This window comes from Bradyrhizobium quebecense, assembly GCF_013373795.3.
GTDB lineage: Bacteria > Pseudomonadota > Alphaproteobacteria > Rhizobiales > Xanthobacteraceae > Bradyrhizobium > Bradyrhizobium quebecense.
This window is the reverse complement of sequence record NZ_CP088022.1, coordinates 8,221,446-8,239,673: the sequence shown is the minus strand read 5'-3', so window position 1 is coordinate 8,239,673 and position 18,228 is coordinate 8,221,446. Positions and strand designations below refer to the sequence as shown.

At 65.0% G+C, this 18,228-nt stretch carries 12 protein-coding genes; 5 read left to right on the top strand and 7 right to left on the bottom strand.

All coding sequences use genetic code 11. The features are described 5' to 3' along the window. The first annotated feature begins 38 nt into the window (after positions 1-38). The 4 genes from HU230_RS39080 to HU230_RS39065 all read left to right on the top strand — a co-directional run bounded on the left by HU230_RS39080 (position 39) and on the right by HU230_RS39065 (position 5,494). Positions 39-2,015: an AsmA family protein gene (locus HU230_RS39080; protein ID WP_176533662.1), complete on the top strand. Its 1,977-nt coding sequence runs from the start codon at positions 39-41 to the stop codon at positions 2,013-2,015. A gap of 177 nt (positions 2,016-2,192) precedes the next feature. Beyond that, positions 2,193-3,578, top strand: a complete 1,386-nt coding sequence (locus HU230_RS39075; protein WP_176533663.1) for an ABC transporter substrate-binding protein — start codon at positions 2,193-2,195, stop codon at positions 3,576-3,578. A 198-nt stretch (positions 3,579-3,776) separates the two neighbouring features. Beyond that, positions 3,777-4,646, top strand: coding sequence for a carbohydrate ABC transporter permease (locus HU230_RS39070; RefSeq protein WP_092123532.1), 870 nt, complete (start codon positions 3,777-3,779; stop codon positions 4,644-4,646). Continuing rightward, positions 4,643-5,494 carry a carbohydrate ABC transporter permease gene (locus HU230_RS39065; protein WP_176533664.1) on the top strand — a complete coding sequence of 284 codons (852 nt, stop codon included), beginning with the start codon at positions 4,643-4,645 and terminating at the stop codon, positions 5,492-5,494. The genes HU230_RS39070 and HU230_RS39065 overlap by 4 nt, the downstream gene beginning before the upstream one ends. A gap of 64 nt (positions 5,495-5,558) precedes the next feature. On the opposite strand, the gene HU230_RS39060 is transcribed toward HU230_RS39065, so the two are convergent. The 4 genes from HU230_RS39060 to HU230_RS39045 all read right to left on the bottom strand — a co-directional run bounded on the left by HU230_RS39060 (position 5,559) and on the right by HU230_RS39045 (position 10,079). Beyond that, positions 5,559-6,374, bottom strand: coding sequence for an ABC transporter permease (locus tag HU230_RS39060; protein WP_176533665.1), 816 nt, complete (start codon positions 6,372-6,374; stop codon positions 5,559-5,561). Continuing rightward, positions 6,374-7,288, bottom strand: coding sequence for an ABC transporter permease (locus tag HU230_RS39055; RefSeq protein ID WP_176533666.1), 915 nt, complete (start codon positions 7,286-7,288; stop codon positions 6,374-6,376). Before HU230_RS39055 ends, HU230_RS39060 begins: the two co-directional genes overlap by 1 nt. Next, positions 7,285-8,385 (bottom strand): ABC transporter ATP-binding protein, encoded by a 1,101-nt coding sequence (locus HU230_RS39050; protein WP_224944285.1) that lies wholly within the window; start codon positions 8,383-8,385, stop codon positions 7,285-7,287. The genes HU230_RS39055 and HU230_RS39050 overlap by 4 nt, the downstream gene beginning before the upstream one ends. A 302-nt stretch (positions 8,386-8,687) precedes the next feature. Beyond that, positions 8,688-10,079: a serine hydrolase domain-containing protein gene (locus tag HU230_RS39045; protein ID WP_176533667.1), complete on the bottom strand. Its 1,392-nt coding sequence runs from the start codon at positions 10,077-10,079 to the stop codon at positions 8,688-8,690. A gap of 343 nt (positions 10,080-10,422) precedes the next feature. On the opposite strand from HU230_RS39045, the gene HU230_RS39040 reads away from it, so the two are divergent. Continuing rightward, a complete protein-coding gene (locus HU230_RS39040; protein ID WP_176535220.1) occupies positions 10,423-11,652 on the top strand; it encodes a tetratricopeptide repeat protein in 1,230 nt (409 codons plus the stop codon). Positions 11,653-11,659: 7 nt separating this feature from the next. Here HU230_RS39040 and HU230_RS39035 read toward each other — a convergent pair whose 3' ends face one another. From HU230_RS39035 to HU230_RS39025, 3 genes are all read right to left on the bottom strand, one after another. After that, complete coding sequence (locus HU230_RS39035; RefSeq protein WP_176533668.1) at positions 11,660-13,126, bottom strand: glycerol-3-phosphate dehydrogenase; 1,467 nt, start codon at positions 13,124-13,126, stop codon at positions 11,660-11,662. Between the two features lie 336 nt (positions 13,127-13,462). Further along, entirely contained in the window at positions 13,463-14,986 is a 1,524-nt protein-coding gene (locus HU230_RS39030; protein WP_176533669.1) for an ABC-F family ATP-binding cassette domain-containing protein, read from the bottom strand. Positions 14,987-15,343: 357 nt separating this feature from the next. Further along, positions 15,344-18,022, bottom strand: coding sequence for a sensor domain-containing protein (locus tag HU230_RS39025; RefSeq protein WP_176533670.1), 2,679 nt, complete (start codon positions 18,020-18,022; stop codon positions 15,344-15,346). Positions 18,023-18,228: the final 206 nt, after the last annotated feature.

Genomic DNA, 18,228 nt, shown 5'->3' with positions numbered 1-18,228 from the left:
GTTCGACGACGACCCGACAAAACTCAACCCGACCGGATATGTCATTGACGATTGCCCAAGGAATTAAGCGCCTGGGGATGCCGATCGCGGCGCTTTTCGGCCTGGCGCTCGTCGGGCTGGTCGGAACGTCCTGGTTCCTCAACCGGGACGCGCTGCGGAGCGCGGTGGAAGCGCAGATTCGCGCCGTGACCGGGCTCGAGCTCGTCGTCAACGGGCCGATCGACGTTTCGGTGTTTCCCGGCAGCTATGTCTCCTTTCACAACGTCGGGCTGAAGGGCGCCGATACCACCGATCCGGCCTTGCAGGTCGACGTGCTGACCGCGAATCTGCGCCTCCTGCCGCTGTTGCTGCGGCGGTTCGAGATTGCCGACGTCATGATGCTCCGTCCGCATATCCATGTGGTTCGCGACAGCGCCGGCGAGAGCAACTGGACCCCGTTCGTCGAGACCATCGCCAAGACGATGACGCCCGGCGCCGAGAACCAGGTGTCATTCTCGGAAATCCGGATCCAGGACGGCGAGCTGAATTACGAGGACGGCACCAACCACATCTCCGAACAGCTCGGCGATATCGACCTTTCACTGGCCTGGCCCTCCATCTCGCGTTCCTTTGCCGCAACCGGCCAGTTCGACTGGCGCGGCGAGCGCGTCGACGGCTCGATCAGCGCCAGCGATTTCGTCGCGCTGCTGTCGGGCGACCGCTCCGGCCTCAAGGCGCGGCTTGCCAGCGCGCCGCTGAAGATTGCGTTCGACGGAACCGTCGCCAACCGCACCAGCCTGATGATGGAAGGCACCGCCACCATGGACTCACCGTCGCTACGCAACGCGTTGCGCTGGATGGGCCAGGCGCCGCCCGGCGGCGGTGGCGGCTTCGGCCGCTTCGCACTGAAGGCTCGCGCCAATGTGGTCGGCGGCTCGGTCGCGCTGACCAATGTCAATGTCGAGCTCGACGGCAATGTCGCCGAGGGCGTGATGACCTACGCCAATAACGGCCGGCAGACGCTGCAGGCGACGCTTGCCGCCGGCAATCTCGATTTCACGCCCTACATCTCGACGTTCCGCCTGCTGGCCAGCGGCCAGCGCGACTGGAACAGGCAGCTGTTCGACCTCTCCTCGCTGTCGTCGACCGATCTCGACATGCGCCTGTCGGCAGCCAAGGTGACGGTCGGCCCGTCCAAGCTCGGCCGCACCGCGTTCGGCGCCAATCTGCGCGGCGGCGCGCTCGCGCTCAGTGTCGGCGAGGCGCAGATGTATGGCGGCATCGCCAAGGGCTCGTTCGCGATCGCGCGCTCCGATGCGGTCGCCGACGTCAGGGCGCAATTCCAGTTCACCGATGTCGATCTGCAGGCCTGTGCCAGCGAACTGTTCGGTATCAACAAGCTGTCCGGCCGCGGCAACCTCAACGTCTCGCTGACGGCCTCCGGCTCGAGCCCGTTCGGGCTCGCGTCGTCGCTGGACGGTACCGCGACGCTGAACGGGCATGACGGCGCGATCGCCGGCTTCAATGTCGAGCAATTGCTGCGGCGGCTGGAGAAGCGGCCGCTGTCCGGCGGCGGCAATTTCCGCTCCGGCTCGACGCCCTATGACAATCTCAGCGTCTCGGTGAAATTCGCCGACGGCGTCGCGACCGCCGACGACATCCATGTCGAGAGCCCCGCGGCGAAGATCACGCTGACCGGCACCGCCTCGGTGCCATCGCGCGAGTACGATCTCAAGGGCGTCGCCAGCCTGACCTCGGCGGCTGCCGGCGGCACCGCGTTCGATCTGCCCTTCGTGATCCAAGGCCCGTGGGACGATCCGTTGATCTTCCCCGATCCGGAGAGCCTGATCCGCCGCTCGCCGGCATCCGCCCCGTTGCTCGACGCGGTGAAGGATCGCAAGACCCGCGACGCGGTGCGCTCGGTGATCGAGCGCATCACCGGCGGAGCCGCGCGGCCCGCGGCCGCGCCCGATGCCGCGGCCGGCGCACCCGCCAACGCACCGGCGACAGCGGTCGAGAATGCCAAATCGAACTGACCAAGGGTCGAACTGATCGATCCATTCACTTTCCGCATCAATGCAGCGGGACTGATCCACGCTCTCCCGCGAGCCCCCTACAGAAGTCGTCGACGCAGCATCTTTATCGGGTCACGGGCATGCGCTAGTGTTTTCCCTAACCGGTTAAAAAAGCCGGCCTCATGAGGGGAGAAGAACGTGAGATCCAAGGTTATCGGTGCGCTATCAATTGCGGTCGCTGCGGTCGGCCTGTTCGCCGCAACTGCACCCGCTCTGGCCCAGGGCAAGACGATCACCGTCTGGTGGGGCAAGGGATTCTACAAGTCCGAAGACGACGCGCTGCTCGATACGATCAAGAAATTCGAAGCCAAGACCGGCATCAAGGTCGAACTGTCGCAATACGCGATCCAGGACATGATTCCGAAGACGGTTGCCGCGCTGGATTCCGGCTCCGTGCCCGACGTCGCCTATTCCGACACCTACGATGTGCAGGCCCAGGGCAAGTGGGCCTTCGAGGGCAAGCTCGAAGACCTGTCCGACATCATGCTGCCGATGAAGGACGCCTTCGCGCCGAACACGCTGGAAGCGGCCCTGCTCTACAATGACGTCACCAAGAAGAAGTCCTATTACGGCTTCCCGCTCAAGCAGCAGAGCATGCACGTCCAGATCTGGGGCGACATGCTGGAGAAGGCCGGCTTCAAGGCCGATGACATCCCGACCAAGTGGGAGGATTACTGGACGTTCTGGTGTGACAAGGTGCAGCCTGGGATCCGCAAGGCGACCGGCCAGCGCATCTACGGCGTCGGCCAGCCGATGGGCGTGGAATCCACCGACTCGTTCCAGTCGTTCTACACCTTCATGGACGCCTACCACGTCAAGCTGGTCGACGACGACGGCAAGCTGCTGGTCGACGATCCCAAGGTGCGCGACGGCCTGATCCACGCGCTGAAGGACTATACCGACACCTACATCAAGGGCTGCACGCCGCCGTCCTCGACGACCTGGAAGGACCCGGACAACAACGTCGCCTTCCACAACAAGACAATCGTGATGACCCACAATTTCACGATCTCGATCGCGGCGAAGTGGTTCGAGGATTCGACCAACCCGGCGCTGACCGACGCGCAGCGCGCCGCCGGCAAGCAGGCCTACGAGCACGACATCATCACGGCGTCGTTCCCGAAGGCACCGGACGGCTCGACGATCCGGTACCGCTCCGACGTCAAGACCGGGCTGATCTTCGCCAACGCCAAGAACAAGGCAGAAGGCAAGCAGTTCATCAGCTTCCTGATGCAGGAAGACAACGTCCGGCCCTATATCGAAGGTGCGCTCGGCCGCTGGTTCCCGGTGACCAAGGCCAGCCAGGCGAGCCCGTTCTGGCAGGCCGACCGGCATCGCAAGGCGGTCTGGAATCAGTTCACCGGCGGCACCGCGCCGTTCGACTTTACCAAGAACTGGAAGTTCACCATCCTGAACAACGAGAACGTCTGGGCCAAGGCCATGAACCGCGTCGTCAGCGAGAAGGTGCCGGTGGACAAGGCCGTCGACGAACTGATCGCCCGCATCAAGCAGGTCGCGGGGTAACGTAGAGGATGACCAGCGCTGCCGACACTTGCTTCGCGTCGTCCCGGCGAAAGCCGGGACCCATACGCCGCGGCAGCAGTTGTGGGGTATGCTGGTCGACGACTTTCGCGCAACGACCGGGACCTGTGGTTATGGGTCCCGGCTTTCGCCGGGACGACAGCGTGGTTGCGTCCGGCATCTCCTTCCCAGAGTAACCGAATGGCGATCACGCTCTCCGCATCCGATGTCCCCTCGCCGCCACTGTCTGCGCGGCTGTCGCCGCCGCAGGTCTGGGGCATCGTGCTGCTCGTGCCCTATCTGCTCGTCTTCCTCGCCTTCGTGGTCTATCCGGTCGGCTACGGCCTGTGGCTAGCGCGCCATCCGTCAAGCTATGTCGCGCTCTATAATGACCCGATCTTCGCGCGCGCGGCGGTCAACACGCTGATCTTCCTGGTCATCGGCATCAACATCAAGATGCTGATCGCGCTGTTCCTGTCCGGCTTCTTCGCCCAGCAGCGACCCTGGATCAGGTGGCTGTCTGTCATCTTCATCCTGCCCTGGGCGGTGCCGTCGATCCCGACCATCCTGTCGGTGCGCTTCATGCTCAATCCCGAATGGGGCGTGGTCAACCAGCTGATCTTCAAGTTCACCGGCGACGACGGCCCGAACTGGCTGAACGATCCGGCGGTCGCGCTCGCGATGGCGATCGGCGTGCACATCTGGAAATCGCTGCCGTTCTGGACGCTGATCCTGCTGACCGGGCGGCTCGCCATCCCGCACGATCTGTACGAGGCATCCGACGTCGACGGCGCCAATTGGTGGCAGAAATTCCGCTATATCACCTGGCCGTCGATGCAGACGCTCTACATTACCTGCACGCTGCTCTCGATGATCTGGACGCTGGGCGATTTCAACAGCGTCTATCTGCTCACCGGCGGCGGGCCCGCCGACCTCACCCACGTGCTGTCGACGCTGGGCATCCGCTATCTCAGGCTCGACCAGCTGTCGCTGGCGATGGCCTCGATCGTCTGCGCGATGCCGTTCGTGCTGCCGCTGGTCTATTACATGATGAAACGGTTGTCGCGATGAAGCTGCCCACCCTCCGCGAAGTCGGCACCGAAGCCAAGCTGCTGCTGATCGGCATCCCGGTCTTCATCTGGACCATGATCCCGATCTACCACATGTTCGTATTCGCGATCTCGCCGAAGGAGGACGCGTTCACCGGCAAGCTGTGGCCGACGCATCCGACGCTGCATAATTTCTCGATCGTGTTCCACCAGCAGCATTACTTCCTGCGCGACTTCTGGATCCAGTTCTGGAATTCGGCCGTGATCGCGCTCGCCGTCGGCGCGCTGACGCTGTTCGTCGCCACCGCCGCGGCATTCTCGATCTCGCGGCTGCGCGTCCCGGGCGGCCGGGCTGTGATGAACCTGGCGCTGTTCACCTACTTCATCCCGGCGGCATTCCTCGCCGTGCCGATGTACCGCACCATGGGCACCTACGGCCTGCTCAACAATCACTGGTCGCTGATCCTGGCGATGGTGACGATCGCCGCGCCCTACGCGATCTGGGTGCTGAAGCAGGCCTCCGACAAGCTGCCGGTCGAGCTCGACGAGGCGGCGACGATGGACGGCGCCACCACGTTGCAGCTGTTCCGCCTGGTCTATGTGCCGCTGATGATGCCGTCGCTGGTCGCGGTCGGCACCTATGCGATCCTGCTCGCCTGGAACGAATATCTCTACGCGTTCCTGCTGCTGTCGAAGGACACCGACATCACGCTGCCGGTCGCGCTCGGCAACTTCCTAGCCGCCGACGACTCGCCGTGGGAGCTCTTGATGACCACCGGCTTCATCTACGCGCTGCCGCCGGCCGCGGTGTACTACGCCTTCAAGCGTTACATGGTCGGCGGGCTGACCGCCGGCGCCGTCAAGTCGTGAGGCCAGAGCGTTTTCGAGCGAAGTGGACACCGGTTCGCGTGAAGAAAACGCGTCAAACAAGAATCTACAGCGGCGCGGCGCTCTCGCCCTGCGAGCTCGACAGTTTCGAGGCGAACGAGGCGACCACGATGATCACGGCGATCAGCGCGATCACCAGCGTGCAGATCGCGTTGATCTCAGGCTTTACGCCGAGCCGAACCTCCGAATAGATCCGGATCGGCAGCGTCGCCGAGCCGGGACCGGTGGTGAAGCTCGCGATCACGACGTCGTCGAGCGACAGCGTAAAGGCCAGCATCCAGCCGGCTATGATCGCCGGCACGATCAGCGGCAGCGTCACCAGGAGGAACGCGCGCACCGGATCGCAGCCGAGGTCCATCGCGGCTTCCTCCAGGCTGCGGTCGAGCGTGGCGAGGCGCGACTGCACCACGACGGTGACGAAGCACATCGTCAGCGTGGTGTGGGCGATCGTCACCGTCCAGAAGCCGCGTTCGGCATTCAGCGCCACGAACAGCAGCAGCAGCGACAGGCCGGAGATCACCTCGGGCATCACCAGCGGCGAATACAGCATGCCGGAGAACAGCGCCCGCCCTCGGAACCGTTCCCCGCGCGCCAGCCCGACCGCGGCCAGCGTGCCCAGCAATGTCGCCAGCGTCGCCGACACCGCGGCGACCGACAGGCTCATCCACGCCGCCTCCAGCATGGCGCGATCGCTGAAGAACTCGTGGTACCAGCGCAGCGACCAGCCGCCCCACACCGTCACCAGCCGCGAGGCGTTGAAGGAGTAGATCACCAGGATGACGATCGGCAGATAAAGGAACGCAAGCCCGAGCGCCAGCGACGTCATGTTGAAGCGCGTCAACCTCGTGACGTTGCCAGTCATCAGCGATTACTCTCGAGCTGGCGGCGCTGCAGGCGGTCGTAGAGCACGAGCGGCGGCACCAGCAGCAGCAACAATGCGACCGCCGCGGCTGACGCCACCGGCCAGTCCTTGTTGGTGAAGAACTCGAGCCACAGCGTCTGCCCGATCATCAGCGAGTTGGAGCCGGCAAGCAGATCGGGGATCACGAACTCGCCGACGATCGGAATGAAGCAGAGCAGCGCGCCGGCGCCGACGCCCGGCAGCGACAGCGGGAACGTCACCAGCCAGAACGCCTGCAGCGGCGAGGCGCCGAGATCGCCCGCCGCTTCCAAGAGCGACGCATCCATCTTCGAGAGCGTCGCATAGAGCGGCAGGATCATGAACGGCAGATAGGAGTAGACGATGCCGAGATACATTGCGCTATCGGTCGACAGCCAGACCACCGGCGCGGACACGATGTGCAGCGCCCGCAAGATCTGATTGAGCAGGCCGTCATGCTGCAGGATGTTGATCCAGGCATAGATGCGGATCAGGAATGAAGTCCAGAACGGCACGATGACCAGCATCATCGCCACGCCCTGCAAGCGCTGCGGCAGCCGCGCCATGCCGTACGCGATCGGGTACCCGATCAGCAGCAGGATCAGCGTCGAGGTCACGGCGACAACGAGGCTGCGCAGATAGGACAGGATGTACAGATTGTCCTGCAGCAGCAGGCGGAAATTGTCGAACGACAGTTGCGCAAACGCCGCCGCCAGCGCCGCGCGGCCCTCGGTGAAATCGAACACCGGCGTGTAGGGCGGCTGCGCGATCGCGGTCTGCGACAGGCTGATCTTCAGCACGAAGCCGAACGGCACCAGGAAGAACAGCACCATCCAGAGGTAGGGCGCGATCGCGGCGAGCCGCGCCGGCCGGGCGAAGATGCGGCGCGCGCTCATTGCTCGAGTACCAGGCAGTCATCGGCGGTGAACCACGCCACCACGCGCTGGCCGGCGAGATAGGCGTCGACATCGAGCCGCGCGGTATTGGCCATCGACGAACGCACCACCGCGCCCGTCTCCAGCTTCACCCGGTAGCTCGTCACGCCGCCGAGGTAGTTGACGTCGGTGACGACGCCCTCCAGCCGGTTGATCGTCTGCGATGCGCCCGCGTCCGAGGCCGGCGCGCGGCGCGACAGCTTCACCTTCTCGGGCCGGATCGCGACGCTGACGACCTCCTTGGTCACCGGCGGCCACAGCTCGCTGACCGCGAGCGCGCCTGCTTCCGCGGTCGAGACCGTCAACCGTCCATTCTCGCGGGCGGCAACCTGGCCGTTGAACAGATTGATGTCGCCGACAAACTCGGCGATCCAGCGCGAGGCCGGTGCCTCGTAGAGATTGCGCGGGGTGGCGACCTGGACCAGACGGCCGGCATCCATCACCCCGATCCGGCCGGCCATCGTCATCGCCTCCTCCTGATCGTGGGTGACGATGATGAAGGTCATGCCGAGCCGGCGTTGCAGCTCCATCAGCTCTCCTTGCGTGCTCTCGCGCAGCTTCTTGTCGAGCGCGGCGAGCGGCTCGTCGAGCAGCAGCACCTGCGGGCGGCGCGCCAGCGAGCGCGCCAGCGCGACGCGCTGTCGCTGCCCGCCGGAGAGCTGGTCGGGCTTGCGCTTCTCGAGCCCCCCGAGCTTGACGAGCGACACCATTTCCGCGACGCGGCTCGCGATATCGCGGCGCGCCATGCCCGCGCGCCTGAGGCCGAAGGCGATGTTGTCGCGCACCGACAGATGCGGGAACAGCGCATAGTTCTGGAACATCATGTTGACGGGCCGCTCATGCGGCAGCACCTGGGCGATGTCGTTGCCCCCGAGCAGGATGCGGCCCTCGTCCGGGGTCTCGAAGCCTGCGAGCATACGCAGCAGCGTGGTCTTGCCGCAGCCGCTCGGGCCGAGCAGCGCGAAGAACTCGCCGGCACGGATGTCGAGCGAGAGCCGGTCGACCGCGCGGAAATTGCCGAACGATTTGGCGACGCCATCGATCCGCAGCAGCGGCATGTCCGAGACGGCCGGTTCAGACAACGGCTTTGCCGCCTCCCCACTCGCTTCGCCCGATGTCACGTCCGCAAGCCCCGATTCCCCGCAAGGTCCAATCCTGGCGGCAAGCTAGCGGCGGATCGCCACCGGCTCAACCGCCTCACGGACATCTCCCGCAATATTGTCGGCCTCCGCGCCTCTGCTGGGGCGGGCCATCAATGCGTTGCGTCGGCTTTGAGGTACAAACCGGAAGGCACTTGCTCAATCTGAACGTTACGCTTTGGACCCTGAACGGACGTCGCGAGCCGATTGCTGCAAGCAGATCACTGAGGCGGCGCCACCCCGGCGATTTGCATGACGCCAAGCTGGTCGAACAACTCAATCTGTTCACCGTTCAGCACTGGAATGTAGCAACGACGTCTAGCAGCCGAGATCAAGATACAGAGCTTATCCTCCGCGACCGCCCATGTCCCGGTTGCAGGTCCAAAGGACTCGTCCCAGTGCGGATAAGTCATCCGGCCGTCGGGCTCGAATCGCATGGATAACGGACCATTCCTGAGCTTCGGACCGAAGCTGATCGTCTTGCCCTTGAATTTTGCGGCCAGGGTCTCACCTGTCGGTCTTTCGCCGGTTGCTGCGATGAGCGAGGCATCGGGCCCCGGATCATAGCCCTCGGCCTTCAGGATCAGCCAGAAGAGCCTGCCAATACTACGCATAGAAGGTTCGGTGAAGGGCGTGTCTTGGTCGACACGATGCACCACGACGAGGTCGAGTGCGGGAACGACCAAGGCGTACTGGCCGCCGAACCCTTCGGCCAAAAAGCTGCCCTCCGGTAAAGTCACCGTAGGCGCAACGTCACCGCTCAGAAAACCGATCCACCAGAGATAGCCATAGCCCATCCCGAACGATGCTCTCGAATAGCTGCGCGTGCTCTCTTCCACCCACTCCCGCGGCACGATCTGGTGTCCGGCCCAATTGCCTTTGTGCAGATAGAGAAGTGCAAAACGCGCCAAGTCCCGTGCGCTCATGCGGATCGCATACGCGGGGTGGATGGACGCTTCGCCGCGGACGTAGCTACCATCCTGTGGCCGGTAGTCCTGCATGCCGATTGGCTTTGCGATCTTTTGGTCGAGCGCCTCGAAGATGCCGGTGCCAGTTGCGTGTTCGTAGATCGTGCCTAGCGCGTTGAAGTCCCAATTGTTGTAATACCAGAAGGTGCCGGGCGGGTGGCTGCCGCGCGGCGGTCTCATCTTGGCCATGTCCGGCGTCTCGTAGAGCGCCGCGTGGTAGACCCCGGAACGCGCTTCGAGGAGTTCGCGCACCGTCGCGCCCTTCTCGCTCCCGGTCAAGCCAGGCGGATTATCGTCGATGCCGAGTTCGCCAAGCGTGCTGTCGGGGTTGATCAGGTGATCCGACACTGCGATGCCGGTCAGGGCGCTGAGCAGGCTCTTGCGGATCGAAGCGAGTTCCATTGGCTTCGTCGTATTGCCCCACTCGGCCACCACCTTTCCGTGCTGAACGATCACAACCGCGCTTGAGCGAATCTGATCCGAAAAGGATCGCGCTTGGGCCAATTCGGTTTCTGACCAGCCCAATTCTGCAGGGGTGACGCGCTCCCACTCCGCTGCCGGGAAGCCATCTTCTGCTGCCGCAGGCCCGAACCGAAGCAAAGTGCCGAGCAGCACGACGGCGAAAATAATCTGGCGAATATGCATTGGACGGTCCCCACACGCGGCGAGCTTGACCTGATCGCAGCACAATACTCATTAACGAAACTATGCAGAACGCCCATTGCAGAACGTGTATTGCAGTATTTTCTTTGGATTCCCGCCGACACGTTGTTGGCCCAACTCGGACCTCCGGTTATTTCCGCTCTTGCGATGTTGTTGAAGGCTAAGCAGACGTGAGCCCGACGAGGCTCGTTGCCTTTATCAGTACATGCCCTAGACTTCGCAGCCGAATTCGGGAGGACAACCGATGATTTGCGACCGCTACGGCCTGCCGCTGACGACCACCTCGGACCGCGCCGCCGCTTATTATGTCGACGGCGTCGATCGCATGCTGGCGGCGCTGCACGGCGCCGATGCGGCGTTCGAGGCGGCGATCGCCGAGGACCCCGATTTCGCGTTGGCCCATCTCGGCCGTGCCCGCGTGCATCAGCTCAACATGGAGGGCGCCAAGGCCCGCGCCAAGGCGAACGATGCGCGGCGGCTGGCGGCGGCCGCGAGCCCGCGCGAGCGCCAGCACATCGAGATCATCGCGTCCGTGATCGAGGGCCAGGGCAAGAAGGCGATGACCGCGGCCGAGCAGCATCTCGCCGAATATCCGCGCGATGCGCAGATACTCTCGCTGCTGCTCGGCGCCTTCGGCCTCTATGCCTTCTCCGGCCGGTCCGACCATGACGCCGCCCGGCTCGCAATTTCCGAACGTTACGCCAGCGACTATGGCGACGATTGGTGGTTCCTCACCTATCTCGGCTGGTCCAAGACCGAGGCCGGCGACCTCGTCTCGGGCCGCGCCATCACCGAGCGCGGCTATGCGTTGAAGCCGGAGAACGCCGGCGCCGCGCACGCGGTGGCGCATGCGCTGTTCGAGCAAGGCGACGCGGCGGAAGGCCGCAGCTTCCTCTCCGCATGGCTGCCGGCGAATGATCGCACCAGCTTCCTGCAGGGCCATCTCGCCTGGCACCTCGCTCTGATCGCGATCGAGGAAGGCGACGCCGACAGCGCGCTCGACATCTACGAGCAGCACATCAAGCCGGCCAACCGGCCCTATCCGCCGCTCAATATCTATACCGACACGGCCTCGCTGCTGTGGCGGCTGTCGGTCGCCGGCAAGACCGGCCTCGAGCCGCACTGGAACGATGTCGCCGCCTATGGCGACGGCTACTTCCCGAAGGCCGGCGCGCATTTCGCCGACGTGCACCACGCCCTGGTCGCAGCCACGACCAACAACGATGCGCTGGAGACGCGGCTGGCCGAGATGGCGGCGCGCGATGCCGACGGCAAGCTGGCGCCCGGCCCTGCCGCGATCGGGCTCGGCCGGGGCGTTGCCGCCTTCGCTGCCGGCGACCATGAGCGCGCCGTGCGCATCCTGGCGCCGCTGATGCCCGAACTGGTGCGGATCGGCGGCAGCCATGCGCAACGCGAATTGTGGGAGGACACCTTCATCGTCGCGTGCCTCCGCGCCGGCCAGGGCCAGCAAGCAACGGGCCTGATCTCGGAGCGGCTGCATCGCCGTCCATCCAAGCGTGACCTCGCCTGGTCACAGGAGGCGGCAAGGCAATAGCCGAAACTCAATCCAGCTTCGCCATGAACGCCGCGAGCGCATCCTGATCGGCTTGCGGCATGGTCAGGCCGAGCTTGGAGCGGCGCCACAGGATATCGTCGGGAAAGCGCGCCCATTCCTTGTGCATGAGGTAGCGCACCTCAGCTCCAGTCAGTTCCGGACCGAAGGCCGGACCGAGATCGACCTTCTGCTTCGCCTCGCCCAGGATATCCTTCACGTTCAGCCCGTAGGCGGCCACCAGCCGCCGCGCCTCGTCCTCGCCCAGGAAGCGCCAGCGGTCGCGCGCGATGTCGACCTCGGTCTCGAAGCGCTGCCACGCGAATTCGCCGCCCGGCAGCGGCACGGTTGCGGTCCAGCGCGGCGTCATCGGATAGAACCGCGTGAACTCCGACACCGCCCGCTCGGCACGGCGCCGCGAGGTGGTGACATCGCCGCCGAAGATAGTGAGCAGCGGTGCCTTGCCGCGCCTGAAGTCGAGCGATGCGGCGCCATCGCTGCTGCGCCGGCGCGCGGGAGCGACGACGGAATTGGCGCCGGAAATCGTTCGCAGCACATCGGCCGGGGTGATCTGCTCGCGAAAATAGCGATTGGCCGCGTCGCAGAGATAGGCCACTTCGCGCACGCCCATCGCGACAATGGCGGGATCGCCCTTGAAGGCATGACTGACACTGCCGATCAGGGTGAAGTCGCGCTCATAGGGGCTGGCGAAGATCAATTGTCCGTCGGAGTTCTGGAACGCATAGACGTTGTCGCAGTCGAACAGGCGGCGCACCACGATCTGGCTGATCTGCACGGTCGCAAGCGGTGGCGCCGGCACGCGCAACACGGTGTCGGCGACGGACGCGGTCCACGCACCGGTCGCGTTGACCAGCGACCGCGCCGTGATCACCCGCCGATAGCCGCGGTCGATCGCGACCAGCCGCCAGGTCTCGCCGCGCTCGGCCCGGGTCACGCGCGCGCCGGTGCGAATATCGGCGCCGCGCGCCGCGGCATCGACCGCGTTGAGCACGACGAGCCGCGAATCGTCGACAACGCAGTCGGAATATTCGAACGCGGTTCCGAACGGCCGCTTCAACGCATTGCCGACCGGATGGTGGGTGACATCCAGCGTCGTCGAGCGCGGCAGGCCGCTGCGCGAGGCCAAACGCTCATAGAGCAGCAGCAACGACCGCAATTGCCACGGCGGCCGCTCGTCGGCATGCGCCGGGATCGCAAAGCGCGCCGGCCGCACCAGATGCGGCGCGATGCGCAGCCAGACGTCGCGTTCCCTGAGCGCCCGACGGACGCGGAAGAACTCCCGCCGCTCCAGCCCGGCCAGATCGCCATGGACCAGCCGCGGCGAGGCCTGCGACGCGCCGGAGCCGAGATCGCCCTGCTCCAGCAGGATCACGCGCAGGCCGCGGCCGGCCGCATCACGCGCAATGCTCGTGCCGTTCAGCCCACCGCCGATGATCGCGACGTCACAGTCCGCCATGCCCAACGCCTATCGCATTTCAATGCGAACGAAATACGTGTTCGCACCCAAATTGCGTCAAGGCGTGGCGCTGAACGACATGATGTCTGGGTGAAGCGGTCTCACGGCACACTCCACCTCTCCCGCTTGCGCGAGCGACGCTTGCATGATTTCGGAATATTGGAAGAATGCCTCTGAGTTGCCCGACGTGTCAAGTAGCCTGCTCGAACGCCGGCCGCCGCCGGCTACTTTGCATGGGGTTGTTTTCGATATTTTGGCAGCGCTCCTCCTGCGACGGCCTCGCAAGCGGGAGAGGCACACAGTCCTTCGCGACGGCTATCCAATCTGACTCCATCGCTAGTCCGCACCGACCGAGGCAAAGAAGTGTTCGGGGCCGTCGGCCTCGATCAGCTTCTTGCCTTCGATCACCCAGAACCGGTTGGCCACCGTGCGTACGAGCTGGCGGTCGTGCGACACCAGGAGGCAGCTGGCCTGCTGCTCCATCAGTTCCTCCTCCAGCGCCTCCTGGCCCTCGATGTCGAGGTGGTTGGTCGGCTCGTCGAGCAGATAGAAGTTCGGCTGGGTGAGCCGCAGCATCAGCATGCCGAGACGGGCCTTCTGCCCGCCCGACAACCGCCCGATCGGACGGCCCTGCATCTCGATCGAGAGCCCGGCGCCGGCGAGCAGGCCGCGCGCTCGCTGGTCGCCGACCTCGAAGCGCCGCGTCAGCATACGCATCGGCGTGTCGCTATCCGCGAGATCGGCCAGCGCCTGATCGCAATAACCAAGCACCAGCGACTCGGTGGCCCTGATCTCGGCGGGTGCGGCCTCCGCGTCCTCGATCGCGAGCCGCAGCGCCGCGACGAACCGGGTCTTGCCCGCGCCGTTCGGTCCGAGCAGCGCGATCCGGTCGCCCTTGCAGATGAACTGCTGGCCGGTCCTGAACAACGGCCTGCCGTCGGGGGTCGCGATCGCGGCGTTGTTCAGCCTGATCAGAACCTTGGCATGGGTGTCGCGGTTGGCGAGCCGGATCGTTCCTGCCGAGCGTTCCACATGGGCCGGCTTCGCCGTCTCTTCGAGCTTCTCGGCGCGCTGCTTCAACTGCTTGGTCTTCGACAGCAGAAGGTCGCTGCCGGAGTTGATGCCGAGGTTGTTGAGCTTGGCGGCCTGCTGCCGGAGCTGCCGGACGGCCTTCATGTCGCGCTGAAAGCGCCGCTCGTCCGAGGCATCGAATTCGTCGAGCGCCGCGCGCGCCGCGGTGTAGGGCAACAAGAACAGCTGCGACCGTTCCGGGCGCAGGAACAGCGTCCGGTTGGTGGTCGCATCAAGGAAGGCACGGTCGTGGCTTGCGATCACCACCGGCATCTCGCGCGGCAGCGTATTCAGCCAGGCCTCAAGCCGGCTGATCTTGGCGAGGTCGAGGTGGTTGGTCGGCTCGTCGAGCAGCAGCACGTCGGGCTCGGTCACCAGCACGCGGGCGAGCAGCGCAAGCCGCAGCCAACCGCCGCTCAATTGCTTGAGCGATCGTGCCCACAACTCCTCCGGCACATCGAGCGATTGCAAGGCGACGTCAACCCGCCAGCCCTCGCCGGCGCGCTGCTCGCCGGGTACTGCCTCGAGCACGGCGGCATGGAACGGGGTATCGAGCAGCCTCGGCGGCGCATCCTGCTCGACATGGCCGACGGTCAGGCCACGCGAACGGGTGATGTCGCCTTCATTGGGCTCCATGCTGCCTGCGATGCAGCGCAGCAGCGTGGATTTGCCGCGGCCGTTGGCGGCAACGAGGCCGATCCGGTCGCCGGCATTGACGACAAAATTCAGTTCGGAAAACAGCGGCGCGTTCAGCGTCACACCGAGATTGCGTACATTGATGAGGGTCACGATCAAGTCTCTGGTCTTGCCGGCGATCACGACGTCATCCAGAGGCGTCCAGCCATCATCGGATGTGCGTGTCGAACCGCGGCGAGGGATTCAAATGCAGGCGCGAACGCTCAAAGGTTCGACGCCGCACGGCCACGAAGGGCAGACCAGGAAGAGATTTTGTCCGAGTTTCCGGTCAGCCCTGCAAACGCATTTGCAAGGCGTTGACGGGGCCACGCTTGAGGTGGGGATCAGTGAATCTCGCCACGACGCAGCCCTCCTTTCTCGGCTGAAATGATGTGGTGGGCCGAGATTTAGCCGGACGCGCAGCAGATGGCAAGCGCCGCCGGCCGGGCCGGTCCGACGGTTCAGGCCAATTTACCCGGCTCTGCGCACGGTTTCGGCCAGCCGGTCGCCGCCGACCAGCGCGGCAAATTGACCGATCGGGGCGGGCCGGCCGATCAGATAGCCCTGCACCGCGTCGCAACCTTCTTCGGAGAGGAAGCTGAGCTGCGCCTCGGTCTCGACGCCTTCGGCGACGATCGACATTTCGAGGCCGTGACCGAGATCGATGACCGCGCGGACGATCGCGGCCGATTGCGGATTGCGGCCGAGATTGATGACGAAGGCGCGGTCGATCTTGATCTTGTCGAACGGAAACGCCTGCAGATAGCTCAGCGAGGAATAGCCGCTGCCGAAATCATCCATCGAGATGCGCACGCCGAGCGCCTTCAGCCGCCGCAGCAACGACAGGCCGCGGTCGAAATCCTCGATCAGCACGCCCTCAGTGATTTCAAGCTCGAGGCGATCGGGCGTCAGCCCGGTCTCGAGCAGGATCGAATGGACGAGCCCGACGAGGTCGCCATGGGTGAACTGCGCCGGCGACAGGTTCACGGCGACCTGCATCGGCACCGCCCAGGAGGCAGCCTCACGGCAGGCTTCGCGCAAAATCCATTCGCCCATCTCGACGATCAGGCCGCTTTCTTCCGCGAGCGGAATGAAGTCACTGGGCGGCACGAAGCCGCGTACCGGATGGTGCCAGCGCGCCAGCGCCTCGAAGCCGATGATCTGGCTGCCCGCAACGCTCGCGCCGGTGGCCGCCTGCGGCTGATAGTAGAGCGACAATTCGCCGTTCTTGATCGCGACCGACAGCTCCTGATGCAGCACGCGGCGATCGCGGATCTGCTGGTCCATCTCCGGCTCGAAGATCGAGATCGTGCCGCGCGACTTGGCCTTGGCGCGGAACAGCGCCGCGCCCGAATTGGCCAGCAGAGAGGCGGCGTCGGATCCGTTGTGCGGGAACACCGCGATGCCGGTGGTGAGGCCGGTGCGCACCGATTTGCCGTCGATCGCGAAATCCTCACCCAACGCCTCGGCGGCCTGCTCGGCCAGCGCAATGCCGGCGGCCGGCTGCTTGCCGTCGATGATGAGGCCGAATTCGTCGCCGGACAGCCGCGCAACCACGCCGCCGCGCGCCACGGTCTGCAAGCGCTGCGCGACTTCGATCAGCACCTTGTCGCCCATCGCGTGGCCGTAGACGTCGTTGATCTCCTTCAGCCCGTCGAGGTCGACGCAGAGCACGGCGAACTCCTCGTCGGTGCCGTCGCAAGCCTCGATCATCTGGGTCAGCGCCTGCAGGAAGGCGGCGCGGTTCGGCAGATCGGTCAGGCCGTCATGATAGGCCATGTGCGCCATGCGCGACTCGGTCTGGCGCCGGTCGGTAACGTCCTCATGGGTCTTGATCAGATATTGCGGCTCGCCATGGTCGTCGAGCACGGTCATGCGGCGGGTCAGGAACAGCCGCAGGCCGTCCTTGGTCGAGATCGGGTGCTCCTCGGCGATCATGCTGCGCTTCCTGATCGCAGCCTCGTCGCGGGCGACGATCAGCTTGGCTTCGCGCGCATTGAAGATGTCGGAAGCGGTGAGCCCGGCGGCGTCTTCGCGGCGGCGGTTGAGGATCGTCTCGGCGCTGCGGTTGGCCAGGAGATAGCGGCCGTCGCTGACGCGCTGCACGATCAGCGAGACCGGGATGTTGTCGACCACGAGCTCGAGGAATTTCTTGTTGTTCTCGAGCTCGCGCGACAGCGAACGGCGGTCGGTGACGTCCTCGAACAGCGCGATCAGGAATTCCGGATCGCCAGCCTCGTTGCGGGCGATCACGCGGTTCGACGCCAGGATGCGCCTCTCCGAGCCGCGTTCGACGAAGAATTCGCTGCGGTGATAGCCTTCCGGCGCGTCCAGCGCGGCGCGGTCGGCGGTGTCGATACTGACGGCGGTCTCGGGACGGAAGATCTCGTCGGCGCGCTTGCCCACGATGTGATCGCGCGAGAAGCGCGAGAAGCGCTCGAACGCGCGATTGGCGAAGATGTAGCGGCCGTCCTCGATGTTCTTGGCCGCGACGCAGACCGGGACGTTGTCGAGCACGGATTCGAGGAATTGCGTGGTCGAGGCGAGCTTGCGCGACAGCTTGCGCTGGTCGGTGCAATCGAGATGGGTCGTGACCGAGCCGCCGTTCGGCAGCGGAAAATATTTCACCAGCACCGATCGGCCGCCGGGCAGTTCGGTGACCAGCCCATCGGGCGCTGCGGCCCTGGCGAAGAAATCCTCGGCGCTGATGTCGAGCACGCCGCGGTCGCGGCGCAGCTCCAATAGCTCGGTGCCGGTCATGTTGCGCCCGATGTCGGCGCGCGACAGGCCGTAGATGTCGAGATAGCGGTCGTTGCAGAACACGATGCGCTCACGCGCATCGGTCATCACCACGCCCTGGTTCAGATGGTTGAGGGCGGACGACACGAAGGCGTTGCGCCGCAGTTGCGCGCGCTTGGCCTTGCGCAGGGCCGAAAGGATCCACAGCCCGACCGCGCCGAGGAAGGAGGCAACCACCACGCTGCCGATCAGCAGCTCCCAGACCACACCGGGATCGAGGTCACCAAGATAGGTCGACGGGGCGAAGGCGGCCCGGGCTGCACCGACCGGCACGACGGCGGCGATCAGGCAAAGGACGGCCCTTGCCGGAATCGAATTCTTCCCGCCCGCCTGCCACTTCCTGCCAGCCATCAATCACCCGCGGATTACCGGGGCGAGTGTCCGGCTCTGGCGGTTTGGATCGGGTAAACGCGTGCGGATGCAACCGGGAAATGCCACTTAATGTACGGCAATTGCCCTGACATGATTAATGCGCCATTAACAGAGCATGGATCTCCAACCATTTGAGATAGCCCAAGCACTTGCCTGATAAGCACTTGCCGAAAGCGACCGGATCG

Excerpts from the sequence above, each read along its gene's own strand:
- HU230_RS39080 (WP_176533662.1), top strand. The coding sequence starts at position 39 with ATGTCATTGACGATTGCCCAAGGAATTAAGCGCCTGGGGATGCCGATC.
- HU230_RS39070 (WP_092123532.1), top strand. The coding sequence starts at position 3,777 with ATGGCGATCACGCTCTCCGCATCCGATGTCCCCTCGCCGCCACTGTCT.
- HU230_RS39065 (WP_176533664.1), top strand. The coding sequence starts at position 4,643 with ATGAAGCTGCCCACCCTCCGCGAAGTCGGCACCGAAGCCAAGCTGCTG.
- HU230_RS39060 (WP_176533665.1), bottom strand. The coding sequence starts at position 6,374 with ATGACTGGCAACGTCACGAGGTTGACGCGCTTCAACATGACGTCGCTG.
- HU230_RS39055 (WP_176533666.1), bottom strand. The coding sequence starts at position 7,288 with ATGAGCGCGCGCCGCATCTTCGCCCGGCCGGCGCGGCTCGCCGCGATC.
- HU230_RS39050 (WP_224944285.1), bottom strand. The coding sequence starts at position 8,385 with ATGCCGCTGCTGCGGATCGATGGCGTCGCCAAATCGTTCGGCAATTTC.
- HU230_RS39045 (WP_176533667.1), bottom strand. The coding sequence starts at position 10,079 with ATGCATATTCGCCAGATTATTTTCGCCGTCGTGCTGCTCGGCACTTTG.
- HU230_RS39040 (WP_176535220.1), top strand. The coding sequence starts at position 10,423 with ATGCTGGCGGCGCTGCACGGCGCCGATGCGGCGTTCGAGGCGGCGATC.
- HU230_RS39035 (WP_176533668.1), bottom strand. The coding sequence starts at position 13,126 with ATGGCGGACTGTGACGTCGCGATCATCGGCGGTGGGCTGAACGGCACG.
- HU230_RS39025 (WP_176533670.1), bottom strand. The coding sequence starts at position 18,022 with ATGGCTGGCAGGAAGTGGCAGGCGGGCGGGAAGAATTCGATTCCGGCA.